We start from the raw sequence: 20688 nt of genomic DNA, 5'->3' as shown, positions 1-20688 counted from the left end.
GATGCCCTACATACTGCGGAGTTTGGTCACCAGATCGTCACGCGCGCGTCCTGCGGCAGCCACAGCGCGTCGGATTCCGCCACGTCGAAGGCCTCGTAGAACGCGTCGATGTTGCGGACGATCTGATTGCAGCGGAACTCGTTCGGCGAGTGCGGGTCGATCGTGAGCAGTCGCAGGGTCTCGGCATCCCGGCTCTTCTGCTGCCACACCTGCGCCCAGGACAGCAGCAGGCGCTGCACTCCGGTGTAGCCGTCGATGACGGGAGCCTCGGCGCCACCGAGCGAGAGCTCGTACGCCTTGAGGGCGATGCCGAGTCCACCGAGGTCCCCGATGTTCTCGCCGATCGTCAGAGCGCCGTTGACATGGTGTCCGGCGTCGAGCCCTTCGGGCACCAGCTCGTCGTACTGCGCGATGAGCGCCTTGGTGCGCTCCTCGAACGCCGTGCGATCGGCATCCGTCCACCAGTCCTCGAGCTTGCCGTCGCCGTCGTACCGGCTGCCCTGGTCGTCGAAGCCGTGACCGATCTCATGGCCGATGACCGCGCCGATGCCGCCGTAGTTGGCCGCGGCGTCGCGTGCCACGTCGAAGAACGGGTACTGCAGGATGGCCGCAGGGAACACGATCTCGTTCATCGACGGGTTGTAGTACGCGTTGACCATCTGCGGGGGCATGTGCCACTCGTCGCGGTCGATCGGGTTGCCGACCTTCGCCACGTTGCGGTCGTGCTCGAAGATCGCCGCACGGCGCACGTTTCCGAACAGGTCCGATCGGTCGATCTCGAGGCTCGAGTAGTCGCGCCAGACGGCGGGGTGGCCGATCTTGGGGGTGAATGAGTCGAGCTTCGCGAGGGCGCGCTCGCGCGTCTCGGCCGTCATCCATTCGAGGTCGGTGATGCTCTGCCGGTAGGCCTCGATGAGATTGTCGACGAGCTCGTCCATCGCCGCCTTCGCCGTCGGCGGGTAGTGGCGCTCGACATAGATCTTGCCGATGGCCTCGCTCAGTGCCCCCTCGGTGACGGAGACGCCGCGCTTCCAGCGCTCGCGGATGGTGGGAACGCCGGTGAGCTCGGTGCCGTAGAACGAGAAGTTCTCCTGCACGAAGTCGTCGGTCAGATACGGAGCGGCCGCATGCACGACCTGAGCGCGCAGCCAGGCCTTCCAGTCGTCGAGCCGCTCGGCGACGAGGAGGGAGCCGAGGCCTTCGAGGAAGCTCGGCTGCGAGACGACGACCTCGGCGAATGCCTCAGAGTGGGCGGGCGCGACGGCGTCACGCCACGGCTCGAGGTCGATGCCTGCGAGCTCCTGGATCTCGGCCCACGTCTTGAGGTTGTAAGTCGCGACCGCATCGCGGCTGCGCACGTTGTCCCAGTGGTGTCCGGCGAGCTCGGTCTCCAGCGCGATCGAGCGCTCTGCGGTCGCTGCGGCATCCGCGATGCCGGCGAGGGCGAGGAGACGCTCGAGGTGCGCACGGTACGCGGCGCGCGTGTCGGCGAAGGTGTCGAGGCGGAAGTAGCTCTCGTCGGGCAGCGACAGGCCCGACTGCACGACGACGGGGACGTACCGCTCCGGATTGCCCGGGTCGCCGTCGACGTAGAACCCGATCAGGTGCGCGCGTCCGTCACGGTCGTAAGCGCCGACGGTGCGCAGGAACGAGGGGATGCTGTCGATCGCCTCGATCTCGGCGAGCGTCTCCGCGAGCGGGCTGACGCCGGCCGCCGCGATGCGATCGGTGTCCATGAAGCTCGCGGACAGATCGCCGATCTTGCGGGCGAGGGTGCCGGGCTCGGCATCCTGCGATTCCTCGATGATCGCGCGGACGTCCTTCTCGGCCTGCTCCGCGAGAAGGTGGAACGACCCCCACCGCGCCTTGTCGCCGGGGATCTCGGTGCGCGCGAGCCAGGCGCCGTTGACGTGGCGATACAGGTCGTCCTGCGGGCGGATGTCGGAGCTGAACTCGGAGGTCTCAAGGCCAGAGAGGAGCACGTCGGTCATGCCAACAGCCTATGCGCCCCTCCGACATCGGGCAGGGATCGTGCCCGACTCAGGCCCGGCGGCGCAGGCCGAGCCGACGGCGCCGCGGCCGTTCCGGCTCCTCCGGTGCGCGTGCGGCGAACCGCGCCGCCCTGCGCTCCGCCCACGCCGCGACCTCCGCGTCGATGTCGCGCGGAGAGGTGACCACGGGTGGACCGCCCTGCAGCTGACGGCGCGCCTCCTTCACCCGACGGTTGAAGTCCTCCAGCACGTCGCGCACGTCGGATTCGCGGCCGAGCAGATCGAGCTGGTCGTCGAGCTCCCGGTCCTCGGTGCGCAGCAGGATCGCGGGCGGACCGAGGCCGGTCAGGTTCTCCTGCTCGATCTTGCGGCGGATCCACCAATCGGGATCGTGATGGGTGCCGAGCCCCTCAAGAGGCTTGCCCGCCCCGGGCAGGTCGTCGAAATCTCCGCGGCGGATGGCGACCTGGATCGCCGTCTCGATGAAGGCCGCACGGTCGGTGGCCGCCGCGATGCCGGGCTCGGCCTTCTCCTCGGCATCCTCCTCACCCGCGCTCCTGCTCCGCTGCCGCGCGCGATACCTCGCAGCGGCCTCTCGGGGATCCGTCATGATGCACCTCCGTCGCATCCGGGTTCCCTTCCAGGGTACGACCGCCTCGCGTCACCAGCCCATAGGCTCGGAGGATGACCGAGCGCACCCTCAACCGCGAGATCCTGCGCCTGGCCGTCCCCGCCCTCGGGGCGCTGATCGCCGAGCCCGCGTTCCTGATCGTCGACGCGGCCCTGGTCGGGCACCTCGGCACCACCTCGCTCGCCGGACTGGGCATCGCGGGCGCCGTGCTGCAGACGATCGTCGGGCTGATGGTCTTCCTCGCCTACTCGACGACCCCGGCCGTGGCCAGGCTCTTCGGCGCCGGACGCCCCGGCGCCGCGGTCTCGGTGGGCATCAACGGCATGTGGCTCGCCCTGGCGATCGGCGCGGTGCTCGCCGCGGCCGGCGCCGCCTCCTCGCCCTGGCTCGTCTCGCTGTTCGGCGCCGGCGATGCCGTGGCATCCGAGGCCAACGCCTACCTGGTCGTCTCGATGTGGGGCCTGCCCGCGATGCTGATCGTGTTCGCCGCGACCGGACTCCTGCGCGGGATGCAGGACACGATGACACCGCTGTGGATCGCCGGTCTGGGCTTCGGCGCGAATGCGCTCCTGAACGTGCTCTTCATCTACGGGCTCGGCTGGGGCATCGCCGGCTCCGCCGCCGGCACGGTCGTCGCCCAGTGGGGCATGGTCGGCGCGTACGTGCTCGTGATCCGCCGCCTCGCCGCGACGCACGACGCCTCCCTGCGGGTGCGACGAGAGGGCATGGGCAGCACCGCCCGCTCCGGCGGCTGGCTGTTCCTGCGCACCGTGAGCCTGCGGGCTGCCCTGCTCGCGACGGTCGCGGTCGCCACCGGCATCGGCACGGACGAGCTCGCCGGGTGGCAGATCGTCTTCACGATCTTCTCCGCTGCGGCCTTCGCGCTCGACGCCCTCGCGATCGCCGCTCAGGCGTTGATCGGCAAGGAGCTCGGCGCCGGCGACGAACGCCAGGTGCACCGGGTGCTCCGCCGTACTGTGGCATGGGGCGCGTGGTTCGGCGTGGTCGTCGGCGCGCTCATCGCGGCTCTCTCGGGTGTGCTCGGCATCGTGTTCACCGGCGACGCGACGATCGCGGCGCTCGTCCAGCCCGCTCTCCTCGTGCTCGCGGTGGCGCAGCCGATCGCCGGGGTCGTGTTCGTGCTCGACGGCGTGCTGATGGGGGCGAACGATGCGCGCTACCTGGCGCTCGCCGGCGGGCTGAATCTGCTGCCCTTCCTCCCGGCGCTCTGGATCATCGCGGCGACGGGAGTGGACGACGCCCCGGGGCTCGTCTGGCTCGCGGTCGCCTTCTTCGGTGTCTACCTGCTCGCGCGGCTCGGCACGCTCGGCTGGCGAGTGCGAAGCGGTCGCTGGGTGACCGCGGGCGTCGCGTGAGCCCGACGGGTGAGGCGGGCCGCTGAGAGTCAGGCGTTCTCGAGCTCGGCGATCACGATCTTCTTCATGTGCATGAGCGCCTGGATCTGCTCCGGACGCTGCTGGAGCAGATCGAACCCCGCAGGTACGACCTGCCAGCTCACACCGAAACGGTCCTTGCACCAGCCGCAGGCCTCCGCATCCGGAACAGCGGACAGAGCAGCCCAATAGTGGTCGATCTCCGCCTGGTCGTCGCACCCGATCACGAACGAGATCGACTCGTTGAACGTGAACTGCGGCCCGCCGTCGAGGCATCCGAAGGGCGTGCCGTTCAGCGTGAACTCACCGGTGAGCACCTTGCCGGTCATCCCCTCGAAATGACGATCGAGGGACTCGTCCGGGTAGAGCACAACCTGATCGATCGACGAGTTCGGGAACACCGAGACGTAGTACTCCATCGCCTCCTGCGCCCGACCGTCGAACCACAGGAACGGGCGGATGGAACGGATGTCTGCCATGACGGCCTCCTCGGATCGGCACTCACGCTACGCCTGCTGCCCCACCGTGTCGAGGGATGGCGGGGAGTCGTGAGCGGAGAGCCTCTCAGCCCGCGTGCCGCCGGCACCACTCGTACATGATCACGGCGGCGGCCGCACTCGCATTGATCGATCGTGTCGATCCGTACTGGGTGATCTCGATATGGGCGGATGCCGCGGCGAGCGCCGCCTCGGAGAGGCCGGGGCCCTCCTGCCCGAACAGCAGCACGCAGCGCTGCGGCAGGTCGGCGCGGTCGACGGGCACGGCGCCGTCGACGTTGTCGACGGCGATGATCGGCACACCGGCGCCGGCAGCCCACGCGGCGAAGCTCTCCACGTCTTCATGGTGCACGACGTGCTGATACCGGTCGGTGACCATGGCGCCGCGTTTGTTCCACCGTCGACGCCCGATGATGTGCACGGTGTCGGCCAGGAAGGCGTTGGCGCTGCGCACGATCGAGCCGATGTTCATGTCGTGCTGCCAGTTCTCGATCGCGACGTGGAACGGATGCCGTCGGGTGTCGAGGTCCGCGACGATCGCCTCCATCCGCCAGTAGCGGTACCGGTCGATCACGTTGCGGGTGTCGCCGACCGCGAGCAGCTCAGGGTCGTACTGCGCGCCGTCCGGCCACGCGGAGGGTCCCCCGGGCCATGGACCCACCCCGTACCCCGGCTGCGCGGACGCCTGGTCTGACCGTCGCTCGTCCGGGGGTGTCTGCTCATCCATCCCGTCAGGCTATCCGCCACCCCCGATACAGATATTTAGGTGCGCCGAAATATCCGCTACTATTTCGGCATGCCTAAAAATGCGTCGCTCGACCGGGGCGTCCCCGCGGTCCGCGTCACGCCGTCGCGCAGCCTGTGGCTGCTCGGTCCTGCATTGGTGGCGGGCGTCGCGTACCTCGACCCCGGCAACGTCGCCAGCAACATGACCGCCGGCGCCCAGTACGGATACCTCCTGGTCTGGATCGTCGTCGCCGGGAACGTGATGGCCTGGCTCATCCAGTACCTCTCGGCAAAACTCGGCGTCGTCACAGGGCAGAGCCTGCCCGAGGTGCTCGGCACCCGACTCAGGCGCCCGTGGGCCCGACGGGCATACTGGCTGCAGGCCGAACTCGTCGCGATGGCGACCGACCTCGCCGAGGTGATCGGCGGTGCCGTCGCCCTCAACCTCCTGTTCGACGTGCCGCTGCTGCTCGGCGGCGTGATCACAGGGGCTGTGTCGATGATCCTGCTCACGGTGCAGAGCCGCCGGGGCGCACGCCCCTTCGAGTTCGTCATCATCGGCCTCATGGTGATCATCGCGGTCGGCTTCGTCGCAGGGCTCTTCGTCGCTCCCCCGGATGCCGGCAGTGTCGTCGCGGGCCTCGTCCCCCGCTTCGAGGACACCGGCTCCGTGCTGCTGGCCGCCTCGATCCTCGGCGCGACGATCATGCCGCATGCCATCTACGCCCATTCCTCTCTCACACGCGACAGGTTCGGGTCGCTCGGGACGCACGCCGCGACCGAGGCGGCGCGCACCGAGACCTCACGCATCCGACGACTCCTGACCGCCACACGGTGGGACGTGTCGATCGCGATGCTGATCGCCGGGACCGTGAACCTCGGCATCCTCCTGCTCGCCGCTGCCAACCTCGCCGGCGTCGAGGGCACCGACTCTCTCGAGGGCGCCCACGCAGCGCTCGCAGCCGGTCTCGGCCCCGTCGTGGCGACGTTCTTCGCCGTCGGCCTGCTCGCCTCCGGCCTCGCCTCCACCTCCGTCGGCGCCTACGCCGGGGCGGAGATCATGCACGGCCTGCTGCATGTCCGCATCCCGCTGCTGGCCCGCCGCCTGGTGACGCTGATCCCTGCGCTCGTGATCCTCGGCATCGGCGTCGATCCGACGCTGGCGCTCGTGCTCAGCCAGGTCGTGCTCTCGTTCGGCATCCCGTTCGCCCTGATCCCGCTCGTCGCGCTGACCGCCCAGCGTCGTACCCTCGGCCCGTGGGTGAACCGTGCATGGACGACGGCGGCCGGCATCATCGCCTCGGTCCTGCTGATCGCGCTCAACGGCGCGCTGCTCTGGCTCGTGCTGACCGGAGCCTGAGAGCGCGACGCCGACGCCGGGTCGGCCGCCGGACAGAGAACCACCCCGAGTCGGCACGGGAAGGAGTCGACTCGAGGTGGGGCTTCTCGGCGCTCGGTCAGCGACCGCGCCGCGTCAGCGCTTCCGCAGCGTCTCGGTCCACTGCGAGGCGACGCCGTCCGCGAGGCGATAGCCGGGGTCGGGGACCGCGATCACCGTCACCTCGCCTGTGACCCGCACCTTGCCGTTGCGCGCCTCGACCCTCTCGCCGTTCACGTAGTACGTGACGCCCTTCACCCCGGTCGGGACCTTCACCTCGTCGCGGGACGTGCCGCGCTTGTCCGTGAACGTCGGCGCCTTGGGCGTGGTGGGCGTCGTGAGCACCGGCACGGTCGACCAGTCGACATCGCTCGCGAGGTAGAACGAGGTGTACGCGGGCTGGTTGTACGTCGTCTGCTGACGCGCGGTCTCGACCCGGTACTGCACGTCGTGCATGAGAGTCGTGAGCTTATGCGTCGTCGGCTCGGTCGTCGTGAAGATGCGCAGCGCCATCGAGTCGGCCGTGCGCACGAGCAGCTCCTCACGCCAGTCGCCCAGCACGTCGGCGACGAGTGAGGGGTTGCCCTTCGTGCCGTTGTTCGTGAGGGTCCCGGTCGCAGTGAGCAGCGTGCCCCTGGTCCAGTCGTCGATCGTCGGCATCTGAGTGCCGCTGCCGTTCACGAGCTGCGTGGTGAGGTCGCCCGACCAGCGGATCGACATGTTCGTGCCGGGTGTCTCCAGCTGCAGCACCGCACCGGAGGCGCTCAGCAGGCCGCTGCCCTCGGTGCCCCCGGGCATGCTCGACCAGACCTCGATCCCCGGCACGTCCGGACGCACATCTCCGATCATGGCGCGGCCGGTGTCGCGTCCCGAGTACGCCCCGAAGAGGGACTCGCCGGTCGCGGCATCCCGCATCACCGATCCGTAGGGTGCGCTGGTCGCACCCTCATGGGCGGTCCAGATCTCGAGCCCTGGTCGGGCGGGGTCGATGTCGGTGACGTGCATCGCATCGCCATGACCGAGTCGCACCGTCGCGCCGGGATCGGCGCTGCCCTCAGGCAGCACGTCGAACGAGCTGTACAGCAGGCCGCCGTCATCGTCGATCGTCGCCGACCCGTAGACCAGCTCCTGTCGTCCGTCGGCATCCACGTCGGCGAAGCTCAGCGAGTGGTCGCCCTGCGTCGTGATCGTGCCGAACTCGCGATCGGTGCCGTCGCGTCCGTGCGGGGAGTCGTTGAACGGATTCGACAGAGGGACGTGACCGCTGTCGACATCCCAGCGCTCCTTCAGTCGCTTGCCGTCCCAGTCGAAGGCGGCGACCGTCGTGCGGGTGTAGTACCCGCGGGCGAACACGGCGGACGGATGCTGCCCGTCGAGGTATCCGACACCGGCGAGGAAGCGGTCCACCCTGTTGCCCGGCTCGATGCGGGACATCGCGTAGTCGCCCCACAGCAGGCCGTCGTCTCCGCGCTCGGTCGGGTACGGGATCGTCTGCAGCTCCTTGCCCGACGCGCTGTCGAAGACGGTCAGATACTCGGGCCCGTCGATGATGAAGCCCTCGAACTCGCGCAGCAGGTTGCGGCTGCTCCGGCTCGGGGCGTACACGTCGAGGAACGTGTCGGCGAGCTCCTCGGCACTCTCCCTGCTCAGCGGGTAGTCATGGGTGACCGGCATGCCCCAGGCCTCTTCGAGAGTCGCGGGCCACTGTCCGGAGACGACCTCGTCGCGTTCGCTCCATCCGAGGAACAACTCGACGAGGTGCTCCTCGTAGTCGGCGGCGCTGAGACGGTAGTCGTCGTCGTTCGAGTAGCCGGCCTTGCGATCGGACTTCGGCAAGGTGATGTAGGACTCCTTCTTCACCGAGCCGTCTGCAGCGAACTGCACCGACTTGGTGCCTGGTGCCGTCTTCAGCATCGTCTCGGACCGGCCGTCGCCATCGAAGTCGTAGACGAGGAACTGCGTGTAGTGCGCGCCCGCCCGGATGTTGACGCCGAGATCGAGCCGATTCAGCAGCGTGCCGTCGAGTTCGTAGGTGTCGAGGTACACCGGTCCGGTGTAACCGCGCTGCGAGACGTCCTTCGAGTTCGACGGATCCCACTTGACGACGTACTCGTACTGCCCGTCTCCGTCGACGTCGCCCACGGAGACGTCGTTCGCCGAGTACGTGTACGACTCCCCCTTCGGGGTGACGCCGTCGGCGGGCTTGCGCAGCGGCAGGTCATGGTGCCCCTGCGCCCACGCCGTCACGGGAGCGGAGGCCGAGTCGGCCAGCTCGACGCCGTTCACCACCGGCACGACGGAGTACTCCGAGTCGGCGGCGCCCTCGGCATCCGCGTGGTTCGTGCTGTCGGTCACGGTCGCGATCTTCGTGCCATCGCGATAGACGGCGAAGTCGGGCCCGGTGAGCCCCGTCGCGGTGGCGCCGGTCGCCTCGGTGGCCAGGAGCCGCCAGCTGAGGAAGACCCCGTCGCCGGTCGACACGGCGACGAGCCCGCGGTCAAGCGCCTCCAGCTGAGGGGTCTTCGCGCCGTGGTCGTGTCGGCTGGCGTCGGGAGCGATCGGCGCGGCCGCTCCTGCGCTCTGCGCGCCTCCCGCCAGGAGGCAGCCGACCGCGGCGACCGCCACGACGGCGCGGAACGAGTGGTGTCGGATGTTCATCGTCGAAATCCATCTCTGGGCATGATGCCCGCTCGGATAGCGTTTTCCCGTGCCCGGTCGAAGCTACCCTCCGCGAGGGATCGCGTCAAGGAAACTGGCTCGAATTGACACGATTCAGCCGGTCTCGGGAGACCGGCCGGGCGATTAGGCTCGGAGAATGTCTGCCGAAACCGCGCCCCGTCGCATCCGCATCCTCACCTGGATCGGGCTCGCGACCGGCGTCGCCGGCGGTCTCCTCGTCGCCTTCCCCTCCGTGCTGCCGGTCGGCGGCCCCTGGGTGCAGCTCGCGCTGGGCATCGCCACGCTCGTGCTGGCCTTCCGAGCGCGCCGGATCGGCATCGCCGAGATCGAGGGATTCGACGGCCGCCTCTCGCTCTTCGCGGCACTGCTCGGCTTCCTCATCGTGTTCTTCGCGGGGCAGGTCGCCTTCGGCATCCTCGTCGATGTAGCGAACCCCTGATCACAGCCCCCTCTGATCACAACCCTCCTCTGATCTAGGCTGGACCGGTGGCATCCCCGGCAGCAGACGACTACCTCAAGACCGTCTACGCGCACACCGAATGGCAGGATGCGCCGATCACCCCTTCGGTGCTCGCCGCGAAGCTCGGCATCGCGCCGTCGTCGGTGACCGAGATGGTCAAGAAGCTCGCCGCAGCCGGACTCGTCTCGCACGTCCCCTACGGCGCGGTGCGTCTGACGGATGCGGGCACGAGGCGAGCGCTCGCCATGGTGCGCCGCCACCGTCTGATCGAGACCTGGCTCGTGCAGGAGTTCGGCTACGGCTGGGACGAGGTGCACGACGAGGCCGAGGTCCTCGAGCACACCATCAGCGATCGACTGCTCGAAGGCATCGACGAGCGCCTCGGACGCCCCCGCTTCGACCCGCACGGCGACGCGATCCCCGACGCCGCCGGCGCCGTGGACCGCGAGCCCTTCGTCCTCCTCGCCGATGCCCCGGCCGGTCACGTCGGACGCATCCTGCGCGTCGACGACCGCGACCCCGAACTGCTCCGCGCCCTGGAGGCCGCAGGGGTCGTCGTGGCGGCGGTCGTGACGACCACGACGTCGGGCATCACGCTCGACGGCACCGAGACCGAGCTGCCCGCGGGCGCCGCCGACGTCGTCTGGCTCAGTGCCTGAGAACCTCGTCAGAACCTGACACCTGCCCGTAACGGCGGCCCAATAGGCTGTGCACATGGCACACCGCGACGACATCGAATGCTGGCTCACCGACATGGACGGCGTCCTCGTCCATGAGAACGACGCCATCCCCGGAGCATCCGAACTGCTCGCCGGCTGGGAGCAGAACGAGATCCCGTATTTGGTCCTGACGAACAACTCGATCTTCACGGCGCGCGACCTCTCGGCCCGTCTCCGCGCGAGCGGCCTCATCGTCCCGGAGGAGCGGATCTGGACCTCGGCGCTCGCCACCGCCGACTTCCTCGCGCAGCAGCTGCCCGGCGGCTCGGCGTTCGTGATCGGCGAGGCGGGCATCCTCACGGCGCTGCACGAGGCCGGGTTCATCATGACCGAGACGAACCCCGACTTCGTGGTCGTCGGCGAGACCCGCAACTACTCGTTCGAGGCGATCACGAAGGCCATCCGTCTGATCATCAAGGGCGCGCGCTTCATCGTCACGAATCCGGATGCCACCGGTCCGTCGTCCGACGGAGTGATGCCGGCCACCGGGGCGATCGCCGCTCTCATCACCAAGGCCACGGGCAAAGAGCCGTACGTGGTCGGCAAGCCCAACCCGATGATGTTCCGCTCGGCGCTGAACAAGATCGGCGCGCACTCGAAGAAGACCGGCATGATCGGCGACCGCATGGACACCGACATCATCGCCGGCATCGAGGCGGGGCTGCACACCGTGCTCGTGATGACGGGCATCAGCGATCAGGCAGAGGTGGAGAAGTACCCGTTCCGCCCCGATGAGATCGTCGACTCCGTCGCCGACCTCCTGCCGACCGTCACCCAGTCGATCCCCACGCTCGACGAAGACTGAGATGGGCGCACTCGACGAGGGCGAACGGGTCACGGCGGCGGATGCCGCGCTCTGGCGCGCCTGGCTCGAAGCGAACCACGAGCGCGCGGCCGGGGTCTGGCTGCTGAGCGTGCGAGGAAAGGACGCCGGCGGCGTCGGCTACGACGACGCCGTCCGGCAGGCGCTGTGCTTCGGCTGGATCGACGGCCCCGTTCGCAGGTTCGACGACCGGACCGTCGGCCAGTGGTTCTCGCCACGACGCCGGGGCAGCGGCTGGGCGGCCACGAACAAGGCGCGCCTGGTCGAGCTCGATGCGGCCCGGCTGCTCGCTCCCGCCGGCATCCGGGTCCTGGAAGCCGCGAAGGCCGACGGGTCCTGGACACTGCTGGACGGCCCGGAGGCCGGAGTCGAGCCACCCGAGCTCACCGCCGCACTGGATGCGGTGCCCGCCGCCCGAGCGCACTGGGATTCGTTTCCGAAGTCGGTCAAGAAGTTCGGACTCACGCACATCGCGATGGCCAAGCGCGACGAGACGCGATCCGCCCGGATCGCCAAGATCGTGGCGGATGCCACGGAGGGGAAGCGCCCGTGAACCAATCCGACCTGCTGTTCCTGGTGCTGATCCTGATCACCCTGAGCACGCTGACCGTCATCGTCGTGCAGCTGCTCCGCTCCCGTCGCCGCGGCGACGGGAGCACAGGCGACGGTCGCACCGGATGGTGGGAAGGCCCCTGGGACGACGACGACCGCAAGCGCTGAGCGCTGAGCGCTCCGGAGCCAGCGCCCTGTCGACCGGGTTCAGCGCAGCGTCAGGCTGCGCACGCGATCCACGGGCTCCGGCATCCGCAGCGGCCCCGCGCCCGGCGTGATCGTACCGAGGATCCGCGGCTCCCGCGCTCCCGTCCCGCCCGGCGTCACAGCCGCGACGCCGTTCATCGTGCACCACCCGATCAGGGCGAACAGGATCGCCTCCTTGCTGTCGACCGGGGCGCCGAGCTCGTCGGCCAGCACCACCTCGACCTCGGGGAGCGCGTCGCGGAGACCCTGCATGATCAGCGGGTTGTGACATCCCCCGCCGGAGACCGCGAGGAAGCGGATGCCGGCGGCCCGGACGTCCTGCGCCACGGTGCGGACCGTGAGCTCGGTCAGGGTCCGGACGAGGTCCGCCGGCGCGATGCCGGATCGCATCCGGTCGACGTGGGCACGGACGTAGTCGAGATGGAAGTGCTCCTTGCCCGTGCTCTTCGGGGCGGGCTGGGTGTAATACGGGTCGGCGAGCATCTCGGCGAGCAGCACCTCGTCGACGGTGCCGGTGCGGGCGATGACGGCATCCGCGTCGTAGCCGCGCGCGTCCAGCCCCTCGGCCACGACGACTGCGTCGACCAGCGCGTTCGCCGGGCCGATGTCGTAGGCCGTCAAGCCGTGAGGACCGACGACGGTCATGTTGGCGATGCCGCCGAGGTTCACCGCGGCCGAGACGCCTGCACGGCCGCGCAGCAGCAGCTCGTCGAGGAACGACACGAGCGGGGCGCCATGTCCGCCGACGGTGATGTCGCGGATGCGCACGTCCGAGACGACCGGCGCTCCGACGCGCTCGGCGATCCAGGCAGGCTGACCGATCTGCAGGGTGCCGAGAGCGTGACCGTCAGCGACCCAGTGGAACACCGTCTGGCCGTGCGTGCACACGGCATCAACTCCGCCGACCGCATCGGAGGCCGTGGCCGCGACCTCGGCGAAGGCCTGTCCGATCAGGGTGTCGAGCTCGCAGACCTCGGCGAGCGTCGTCGGCGCCGGCGGGAGGGCGGCGACCAGTCGGGCTCGCAGCTCGGGGGCATACGGCACGCTGTCCTCGTGCAGGACGGTGCCGCGCAGCGCGCCGTCGCTCTCGTCGAAGTCCACGACCGTGACGTCGATGCCGTCGTGCGAGGTGCCCGAGAGCAGTCCGAGTACGCGCATGCGTGTGTTCCTTCCGTCGCCTGCTAAGAGCGTAGGCCGCTTTTGTTAGGGAGGCGAACGGAAGAGAGGACCTCTCCTGCACCGTCGATAGCCTGACCGAGTCGTGCACACTCATCGGCGCCATCCTCACCATCGCTCCGTCCTGTATCCGTCACGCGCGTAGCATTCTGCGAGACCCCACCCTCCACCCGCAGAATGGGAGCATGTTCGTGTCCGCAGAGATCATCACGATCGTCCTCAGCGCCGTCGGCCTTCTGCTGACGCTGGGCGGCACCATGGTCGCGGGCTTCGGCTGGTGCATCCGTAGAACCGACCGCCTCGAAGAGAGACTCGGCGCCCGCATCGACGGCCTCGACGACAAGCTCAGCGCCCGCATCGACGGCCTCGACGACAAGCTCAGCGCCCGCATCGACGGCCTCGACGACAAGCTCAGCGCCCGCATCGACGGCGTCGAGGACAATCTCGGCGCCCGCATCGACGGAGTGCGATCCGACCTCGCCGAGGTCGAGAGATCGCTGGGCGCCCGCATCGACGGAGTCGCGGCCGACACCACCGAACTCAAGATCGCGATGGCCCGCATCGAAGGGCCACAGCGTCACCTGATCGTCGCGGCCCGCTGACCTGGTCGGTGCCGAGAGTCAGCGCAGGACGAGCGCCGCAGCGCCGATGAGCGGCCCCTCGTCGCCGAGTCCCGAGCGCACGACCCGGGTGCGCCGCGAGTACTCGTGTGCGGCACTCGCCGTGAGCGCCTGCTGCACGAGGTCGATGTAGTCGGCCGACACGCGAGAGAACCCGCCGCCGATCGCGACCATGTCGAGGTCGACCAGGGTCGCGGCATCCGCGAGTGCTTCTCCGACGGCCTTCGCCGAGCGCTCGATCGCGGCACGGGCGATGGTGTCGCCCGCGGCGGCATCCCGCGCCAGGTCCTCACCGGTCGCGCCCGTCCAGCCCTGTGTCTGCGCCCACGCGGCGCTCGCGGGTCCGGAGGCGATCTCCTCGAGCGTGAGCCCGCCTTCGCGACGCACCTGTCCGAGATGCCCGGCGTTGCCGGTCGCACCGGGGATGTACGCGCCGTTGACGACGAATCCGCCGCCGACGCCGGTCGAGACGACGATCGACAGCGAGGATCGGGCATCCTTCGTGGCACCGAGCCAGGACTCGGCGAGCGCGAGCGCACCCCCGTCGTGGCCGAAGACAGTGGGCAGCGCGCGGCCGAGGATGCCGGAGGCGGTGGAGCGCACCGCATCCGCGAGACCGTACCCGCGGGCTGCAGGCATGTTCACGGGGAGGATCTGGCCGACGTTCCGGTCGATCGGGCCAGCACTGCCGATGCCGGCGCCGATGAGTTCGGCGTCCTCGGGGAGATGGGCGAGAGCGTGGGCGATCACGGTCGCGATCGCCTCGTCGAGGGACGCGGGAGTGGCGTCGCGGCCCGTCGCCCGGCGGCCGCGGCTTCCCGGAACGAGCACGCCGTCATCGCCGACGAGCGCGGCCTCCATCTTCGTGCCGCCGACGTCGACGGCCAGGGCGTAGCGGGTCACTGGGGGTCGAGTCCGAGGTCGTCGAGGTCGAAGGCGGCGCGCCATTCGAGTCCCTCGGCTTCGATGGCCGCCTGAGCGCCGGTCTTGCGGTCGACGATCACCGCGACGGCGACGATCTCGGCCCCTTCCTTGCGCAGTGCTTCGACCGCCTTCAGCGCCGACTGACCGGTGGTCGAGGTGTCCTCGAGCACGACGACGCGCTTGCCCTTGACGTCCGCGCCCTCGATCTGGCGGCCGCGTCCGTGGTCCTTCGGCTCCTTGCGCACGACGAACGCGTCGAGCGGCTTGTCGGTGGCGACGGAGGCGTGCAGCACCGAATTCGCGATGGGATCGGCGCCGAGGGTCAGGCCTCCGACGGCCACGACGTCGAGATCGCCGATGAGGTCGAGCATGATGCGGCCGATCGCTGGAGCTGCGCGGTGATCGAGTGTGAGCTTGCGCATGTCGACGTAGTACGTCGCCTTCTTGCCACTAGAGAGCGTGAAGTCTCCGTGGAACACGGCCTCGTCCTTGATCAGGTCGAGGAGGGTCTGGCGGTCTGTGTCGAGTGCGGTCACGGCATCCAGTGTAGGAGGCAAGCCCTAGGCTTGACGCATGCGCTTGGCCACCTGGAACGTCAACTCCATCCGCACCCGCGTCACCCGCACCGTCGAGTTCGCCGTCCGAGAGGACATCGACGTGCTCGCGATGCAGGAGATCAAGTGCAAGCCCGAGCAGTTCCCCTACGCCCCGTTCGAAGAGGCCGGCTACCACGTCGAGGTCCACGGTCTGAATCAGTGGAACGGCGTCGCGATCGCCAGCCGCCTCCCGATCACCGATGTGCGCACGGCGTTCGATGGCATGCCCGGCTTCGCGAAGGGACACGAGGGCCCGGATGCTCCGCTCGAGGCGCGTGCGCTCGGGGTGCTGGTCGACGGTGTGCGCGTCTGGAGCCTGTATGTGCCGAACGGCCGCTCGCTCGGCGACCCGCACTACGCCTACAAGCTGCACTGGCTCGAAGAGCTGAAGAAGGCCACCGCGGCGGAGCTGTCGGCGAATCCCGATCTGCCGCTGGCCCTGGTCGGTGACTTCAACATCATCCCCTTCGACGTCGACAACGGCGATCCCGACATCGTCGAGGGCGTCTCCACCCATGTCTCGCCCCTGGAGCGACAGGCGTTCTTCGCGTTCGCCGACGCGGGTCTGACCGACGTCGTGCGTCCACTCATCCCCGAGGGCTTCACCTACTGGGACTATCAGCGCCTCAAGTTCCCTCGCAACGAGGGCATCCGCATCGACTTCGTCCTCGGGTCCCGCACACTGGCCGAGTCCGTGACCGGTGCATCGATCCACCGCGAGGAGCGCAAGGGCGAGCAGCCCAGCGACCACGTCCCGGTCGTCGTCGAGTTCGATCTCGGCGGGGCTGAAGAAGACGACGACATGCCGATGATCTTCTCCTGACCGTGCGCCTGATCGCGACCGACCTCGACGGGACTCTGCTCGACTCCTCGTCGTCGGTCACGCGGCGCACACGCACGGCCCTCGATGCGGCCAGGAAACGGGGCATCCCCGTCGTCCCGGTGACCGCCCGTCAGCCCATCGGCCTGCGCGCGATCGCCGCGGGGGCCGGGTTCGACGGCTGGGCGCTGTGCAGCAACGGCGCCTACGCCACCCACCTCACGGACGGGCGGATGCTGTTCGCCGAAGAGCTCCCGGCCGAGACGATCCGCACTCTGGCGGAAGCGCTGCGCGCCAGCATCCCCGACCTGCTGTTCGCGAGTGTGCGCGAGGGCGGCGAGACCTTCGTCGCCCAGCACGGCTACGCCGAGATCGCCGACCTCTCTGATCACAAGCGCGACCCTCGCACTATGGGCGGGGTCGCCCTCGATCAGGTGCTGGACGCGCCGAGCCTGAAATTCGTGATCCGGCATCCCGAACTCGCCCCCGCCGAGCTCTTCCGAACGCTCCAGGCACTCGGACTCACGGGGTTCGAGGCGACCCTCTCAGGGGCGCCCTTCGTCGAGGTGATGGCCGAGGGCGTGACCAAGGCCACCGGGCTCGCGCGGCTCTGCGAGCATCTCGACATCGACCGGGGCGACGTCGTCGCTTTCGGCGATGCACTCAACGACGTGGAGATGCTGCGGTGGTCCGGCCACGGAGTCGCGATGGCGGACGCCGACGACGTCGTGCGTGACGCAGCCGACGAGACGACCACCTCGAACGACGACGACGGCGTGGCGCGCGTCATCGAGCGGCTGCTCGCGCGCGGCTGAGCACGCCGAAGGCAGGGCCGCCGACGCGGGACGACCGCTCCGGCGCGACTTCAGCCGTGGATGCGGCGGCGACGAACGAGCAGCAGACCGGCGAGCAACAGCCCCGAGGCCGCCATCACCGCGAACGTCGGCAGGTCGGCACCGGTGGTCGCCAGCGCGCCGCCTACGGAACCGGACACAGCCCCGCCGGACGCCGCCGTCACCTGGATGGTGGCACGAGCGACGATCGCCCCCGACGCGTCCAGCGCCACGAGCGTGTGCGTTCCCGCCGGGGTGCCTGCGGGGATGCGGAACGTGCCACCGAGTCGACCGCTCGCATCGGCGGTCAGAGAGCCGAGTGCCACCGGGTCGGACCGCAGCTCGAACGCCAGCTTCTGCCCGGGGGCGAACCCGGTGCCCGCGACGGTGATGTCCTTGCCGGCGACGATCGAGCCGGCGGAGAGCGTCAGCACGGGCTTGGGCGCCGGCGTGGCATCCGTGACGAGCGTGAAGTCGACACCGGTGAGGGCACCCCGGCCCTCGGCGACGACGGGCGTCGCCTCCGCCGCGGTGGCGACGCCGTCGTAGTACTGCGGTGCGGCCGTCGTGCTGCTCCCGGGGAAGACCGCAGAGGCCTTCAGGATGTACGTCCCCTCCGGCACGTACAGGGTGTAGGTGCCATTGGTCCGATGCACCGTCGCCGTGCCCTTGATCTCTCCGTCTGCCCACGCCTCGACGGTCACGGTGCGCTGCTCGTCGGAATCGAGCTCCACCGTGCCGGAGATCTTCGAGGAGACCTCGACCTCCGCGTCGATGGCGGCGACCTCGTGACCCGGGGCGACCGTGACGACCGTGGCGTCGTCCCACGACCGCGCGTTCTTCCACCACTCCTCCAGGAGGCCCGTCTCCTGGGCGCGGAACCGCACCCTGTACGTCCCGGGAGCGACGGCGATGCGGTAGTCCCCCTGAGCATCCGTCATGCCCCAGGGATCGAGCACAGGGGTGTTTTCGCCGTAGACGAGGACCATCGCGCTGAGCGGTGCCCCGTCGCTGCCTCGGGTGACCGTTCCGCTGATGTATCCGACGACATCGAGGTCGGCGTCGATGCCCGAGATCAGCTCCTGCGCGGCCAGGGTGATCGGCAGAGCGTCCTCCCAGAGATAGGCGTTCTTCCAGTACTCGGAACCGAGTTCCTCGTCGGGCGACCCGAAACGGATCCGATACGTCCCGGCGGGCAGACCGCCGAGGCTGTATGCCCCCGCGGCATCCGTCTCGGTAGCTCCGACGATCTCGTTGTTCGGGTCGAGAGCGGAGATGTACGCCCCCTCGACCGGAGCGCCGTCGTCGGCGCGGGTGATCACGCCCTCGATCCCTGAGCCCACGCTGAGCGCGGCGTCGATGCCCGTGACCGGCCCTCCGGACACGGCGATGCGCGTCGCCGCACCGAAGTCCTCGGTGTCCTCCCAGTACTCGCGCTTCAGATCGGTACCGGACGCGTAGAAGCCGACGACGTACGAATCATCGAAGAGCGAGCTCAGGGTGTACTCCCCGTTCGCATCGGTGACCGTCGAGTCCCAGGCACCGCTGGCACCGCTCGCCGACACGGTGACGCCGGCGACCGGGGTCTCGTCGTCGTCCCGGGTGACGGTTCCACTGATCGACCCGGTCGGTGGCGTCGCGAGCGCCGCGTCGATGCCGGACACGGCCGCGCCATCGACGATCGATATCCGCTCGGCGCGCCACTGCTCCCGCGTGTCGTTCCAGTACTCGGCGAGATGGGCGTCGTCGGGAGTGGCGAATCGCACCGTGTAGTCGCCGTCGACCAGGTCGGTCAGGGTGTAGGCGCCGGAGGAATCGGTGACGGCATCCGCAGTCGCACTCCCGTCGTCTGTCTCAGCATGCACGACGGCACCCGCGAGCGCCGCCCCGCCGACCTCGGTCACGACTCCCGAGATAGATCCAGTGCCTGTCACCGGATCGTCGTCCGCTGCCATCGCTGTCGTCGCGCCGCCGATCGCGAGCGCGAGCGCCGCCGCCCCCGCGACGATCGCTCGAATGAATGCGCGCCGTCGCGCCATGGTCCCACCCTCCGAAGGGAGACCTCGCGCGACGTCGTCGCTGTGCTGCTCGGCCTCGGCTGCTCTGCCGATCACGCGGCACCGTCGGTTCCGAATCTAGGCGATCACCGCACAGGAAAGGAATAGTCGATTCGAAGGTTCAATCCTCGAAGGTGTCGACCTGAGGCACCTGGTCGGTGCGCGCGTACCGCAGCAGCATCACGCCGGCGTCGTCGGCGACCGGGGGCTCGATCAGACGGAGCACCGACGGCATCGCGCCGTCGTCGAAGACCTTCTTGCCTGGTCCGAGCAGGATCGGGTAGGCCCACAGATTCAGCTCGTCGAACAGCCCGCCGGCGATCAGCGAGTGCGCGAAGTCGACGCTGCCTATGACGTGCACCTCGTCGTGCCGGGCGCGCAGCTCGGCGATCTCCGCGGCGAGGTCGCCGCCGATGCGGGAGCTGTGCTGCCAGTCGAGCGCGATGTCGGCGTCGCGGGAGGCGACGTACTTGGGCACCCGATCGAAGAGGCGGCCGATCTCGCCCGACGGGCCGTCGGTGTGGTTAGGCCAGTAGCCGGCGAAGATGTCGTACGTGCGACGCCCGAGCAGCAGCGCGTCGAGCCGCTGCATCCCCTGCTGCACCTGAGGTCCGACCCCGGAGGAGGGGTACCCCGCCTGCCAGCCGCTGAACTCGAACCCGCCCGAGGGATCCTCGCCGATTCCGCCCGGCCCCTGCGCGACACCGTCGAGGGTCATGAAGAGGTCGATCACGATGCGTCCGGCCATCAGAGTGCTCCTTCGCCCGAGAGGTCCTGCGCGATGACACGGCCCAGACTAGGCGCTCATCCGAGATCGCGGGAGGGTGTCTGTCCGACGGGCCCCGACCCCTCCGCACCCCAGCGCGCCAGCGCGCCGATCGCGTCCCGCAGCGCGAGGCCACGATCGGTGAGGGCGTACGCCCGCGTGTTGTGCCGCAGGGGCAGCCGCCGCAGCACTCCCGCAGCCTCGAGCTCCCGGAGACGGGTGGCGAGGATGTTCGTCGGCGCCCCGAGCTCACGCTGCAGATCGCCGTAGCGCTGCGGCCCGTCGAGCAGCTTCTCGACGATGAGCAGCGCCCAGCGGGCACCGACGACCTCGAGCGCGGTGGCGAGGTCTCTCACGCGCTCGGATCGGCGTCCGGCTTCATCCAGAACGGCGAGTAGTGGTAGCCGTCCGGATCGTCGAACTGGCGCTGGTACATGAACGGATAGTCGTCGGTGTCGCCGACCCGACCACCCGCAGCTGTGGCCCGTTCGACCATCTCATCGACGGCCTCGCGGCTGTCGAGGTCGAACGAGACGGTGACTTTCGAGGGGGTGTCTGGGCCGCCGATCACGTCCTCGGTGCCGCCGACGCTCGCGTACATCTCGCGGCTGCCGAGCATGACGTACTGCTCGGGCGCGATCGCGAAGCACGACACGTTGTGATCGGACATCTCGGCATTGAGGGTCCAGCCGAGAGCGGTGTAGAACGCGGTGGCCCGGTCGACGCTCTCGACGGGGCAGGTGATGAAGAGGCTCATGTGCTGATACTTGCAAAATACAAGTGCGCCGTCAAGGGCTTCTCGCGTCCGCCTGATCCGCCGCACGGGGGATGCCGCGCAC

Annotated in this window: 22 protein-coding genes; 10 read left to right on the top strand and 12 right to left on the bottom strand. The window is 69.3% G+C overall.

The features are described 5' to 3' along the window. Positions 1-26: 26 nt before the first annotated feature. Both BLW44_RS03165 and BLW44_RS03160 read right to left on the bottom strand, forming a co-directional pair. Positions 27-1991, bottom strand: a complete 1965-nt coding sequence (locus tag BLW44_RS03165; RefSeq protein ID WP_060928315.1) for a M13 family metallopeptidase — start codon at positions 1989-1991, stop codon at positions 27-29. A gap of 49 nt (positions 1992-2040) precedes the next feature. Continuing rightward, entirely contained in the window at positions 2041-2601 is a 561-nt protein-coding gene (locus BLW44_RS03160; protein WP_245647475.1) for a DnaJ family domain-containing protein, read from the bottom strand. Between the two features lie 74 nt (positions 2602-2675). Here BLW44_RS03160 and BLW44_RS03155 point away from each other — a divergent pair, with 74 nt between their 5' ends. Then, positions 2676-3998: an MATE family efflux transporter gene (locus tag BLW44_RS03155; RefSeq protein WP_060928317.1), complete on the top strand. Its 1323-nt coding sequence runs from the start codon at positions 2676-2678 to the stop codon at positions 3996-3998. A gap of 29 nt (positions 3999-4027) precedes the next feature. Here the strand turns inward: BLW44_RS03155 and BLW44_RS03150 are convergent, their stop codons facing one another. Both BLW44_RS03150 and BLW44_RS03145 read right to left on the bottom strand, forming a co-directional pair. Beyond that, complete coding sequence (locus BLW44_RS03150) at positions 4028-4495, bottom strand: VOC family protein (protein ID WP_139305231.1); 468 nt, start codon at positions 4493-4495, stop codon at positions 4028-4030. A gap of 85 nt (positions 4496-4580) precedes the next feature. Continuing rightward, positions 4581-5240 carry a TrmH family RNA methyltransferase gene (locus tag BLW44_RS03145; protein WP_060928318.1) on the bottom strand — a complete coding sequence of 220 codons (660 nt, stop codon included), beginning with the start codon at positions 5238-5240 and terminating at the stop codon, positions 4581-4583. Between the two features lie 69 nt (positions 5241-5309). On the opposite strand from BLW44_RS03145, the gene BLW44_RS03140 reads away from it, so the two are divergent. Then, on the top strand, positions 5310-6599 hold the full coding sequence (locus BLW44_RS03140; protein WP_060928319.1) for an Nramp family divalent metal transporter: 1290 nt from the start codon (positions 5310-5312) through the stop codon (positions 6597-6599). A 114-nt stretch (positions 6600-6713) separates the two neighbouring features. On the opposite strand, the gene BLW44_RS03135 is transcribed toward BLW44_RS03140, so the two are convergent. Then, on the bottom strand, positions 6714-9275 hold the full coding sequence (locus tag BLW44_RS03135; RefSeq protein ID WP_060928320.1) for a rhamnogalacturonan lyase: 2562 nt from the start codon (positions 9273-9275) through the stop codon (positions 6714-6716). A gap of 157 nt (positions 9276-9432) precedes the next feature. Between BLW44_RS03135 and BLW44_RS03130 the strand changes: the two genes are divergently transcribed. From BLW44_RS03130 to BLW44_RS17940, 5 genes are read left to right on the top strand one after another with little or no spacing between them, the layout of a single operon-like run. Continuing rightward, entirely contained in the window at positions 9433-9735 is a 303-nt protein-coding gene (locus tag BLW44_RS03130; protein ID WP_060928321.1) for a hypothetical protein, read from the top strand. A gap of 47 nt (positions 9736-9782) precedes the next feature. Continuing rightward, positions 9783-10415: a metal-dependent transcriptional regulator gene (locus tag BLW44_RS03125; RefSeq protein WP_060928322.1), complete on the top strand. Its 633-nt coding sequence runs from the start codon at positions 9783-9785 to the stop codon at positions 10413-10415. Between the two features lie 55 nt (positions 10416-10470). After that, positions 10471-11280 carry an HAD-IIA family hydrolase gene (locus tag BLW44_RS03120; RefSeq protein ID WP_060928323.1) on the top strand — a complete coding sequence of 270 codons (810 nt, stop codon included), beginning with the start codon at positions 10471-10473 and terminating at the stop codon, positions 11278-11280. 1 nt (position 11281) lies between these two features. After that, entirely contained in the window at positions 11282-11851 is a 570-nt protein-coding gene (locus BLW44_RS03115) for a YdeI/OmpD-associated family protein (RefSeq protein ID WP_060928324.1), read from the top strand. Then, positions 11848-12018: a hypothetical protein gene (locus tag BLW44_RS17940; RefSeq protein WP_167347494.1), complete on the top strand. Its 171-nt coding sequence runs from the start codon at positions 11848-11850 to the stop codon at positions 12016-12018. Before BLW44_RS03115 ends, BLW44_RS17940 begins: the two co-directional genes overlap by 4 nt. A gap of 39 nt (positions 12019-12057) precedes the next feature. Here the strand turns inward: BLW44_RS17940 and BLW44_RS03110 are convergent, their stop codons facing one another. Further along, on the bottom strand, positions 12058-13215 hold the full coding sequence (locus BLW44_RS03110; protein WP_060928325.1) for an anhydro-N-acetylmuramic acid kinase: 1158 nt from the start codon (positions 13213-13215) through the stop codon (positions 12058-12060). Between the two features lie 203 nt (positions 13216-13418). Between BLW44_RS03110 and BLW44_RS03105 the strand changes: the two genes are divergently transcribed. Next, positions 13419-13835, top strand: a complete 417-nt coding sequence (locus BLW44_RS03105) for an apolipoprotein A1/A4/E family protein (RefSeq protein WP_254775110.1) — start codon at positions 13419-13421, stop codon at positions 13833-13835. A gap of 18 nt (positions 13836-13853) precedes the next feature. Here BLW44_RS03105 and BLW44_RS03100 read toward each other — a convergent pair whose 3' ends face one another. After that, positions 13854-14756, bottom strand: coding sequence for an ROK family protein (locus tag BLW44_RS03100; protein ID WP_060928563.1), 903 nt, complete (start codon positions 14754-14756; stop codon positions 13854-13856). Further along, a complete protein-coding gene (gene pyrE, locus BLW44_RS03095; protein WP_060928564.1) occupies positions 14753-15313 on the bottom strand; it encodes an orotate phosphoribosyltransferase in 561 nt (186 codons plus the stop codon). Before pyrE ends, BLW44_RS03100 begins: the two co-directional genes overlap by 4 nt. Positions 15314-15350: 37 nt before the next feature. On the opposite strand from pyrE, the gene BLW44_RS03090 reads away from it, so the two are divergent. Beyond that, complete coding sequence (locus BLW44_RS03090) at positions 15351-16196, top strand: exodeoxyribonuclease III (protein ID WP_060928565.1); 846 nt, start codon at positions 15351-15353, stop codon at positions 16194-16196. Positions 16197-16198: 2 nt separating this feature from the next. Continuing rightward, positions 16199-17008 carry a Cof-type HAD-IIB family hydrolase gene (locus tag BLW44_RS03085; protein WP_245647481.1) on the top strand — a complete coding sequence of 270 codons (810 nt, stop codon included), beginning with the start codon at positions 16199-16201 and terminating at the stop codon, positions 17006-17008. A 50-nt stretch (positions 17009-17058) separates the two neighbouring features. On the opposite strand, the gene BLW44_RS03080 is transcribed toward BLW44_RS03085, so the two are convergent. The 4 genes from BLW44_RS03080 to BLW44_RS03065 form a co-directional block, all read right to left on the bottom strand. Beyond that, positions 17059-19065, bottom strand: coding sequence for a carboxypeptidase-like regulatory domain-containing protein (locus BLW44_RS03080; RefSeq protein WP_139305230.1), 2007 nt, complete (start codon positions 19063-19065; stop codon positions 17059-17061). Positions 19066-19204: 139 nt separating this feature from the next. Further along, the gene (locus tag BLW44_RS03075) at positions 19205-19831 is read right to left on the bottom strand and encodes a dihydrofolate reductase family protein (RefSeq protein ID WP_060928568.1); all 627 of its coding nucleotides are present in this window, start codon (positions 19829-19831) and stop codon (positions 19205-19207) included. Positions 19832-19887: 56 nt separating this feature from the next. Then, complete coding sequence (locus BLW44_RS03070) at positions 19888-20205, bottom strand: winged helix-turn-helix transcriptional regulator (protein WP_060928569.1); 318 nt, start codon at positions 20203-20205, stop codon at positions 19888-19890. Beyond that, positions 20202-20606, bottom strand: a complete 405-nt coding sequence (locus BLW44_RS03065; protein WP_060928570.1) for a VOC family protein — start codon at positions 20604-20606, stop codon at positions 20202-20204. The genes BLW44_RS03070 and BLW44_RS03065 overlap by 4 nt, the downstream gene beginning before the upstream one ends. Positions 20607-20688 lie beyond the last annotated feature (82 nt).

The organism is Microbacterium hydrocarbonoxydans (genome assembly GCF_900105205.1).
In the GTDB taxonomy this organism is placed as follows: Bacteria; Actinomycetota; Actinomycetes; order Actinomycetales; family Microbacteriaceae; genus Microbacterium; species Microbacterium hydrocarbonoxydans.
This window is presented reverse-complemented; position numbering and strand designations above follow the sequence as displayed.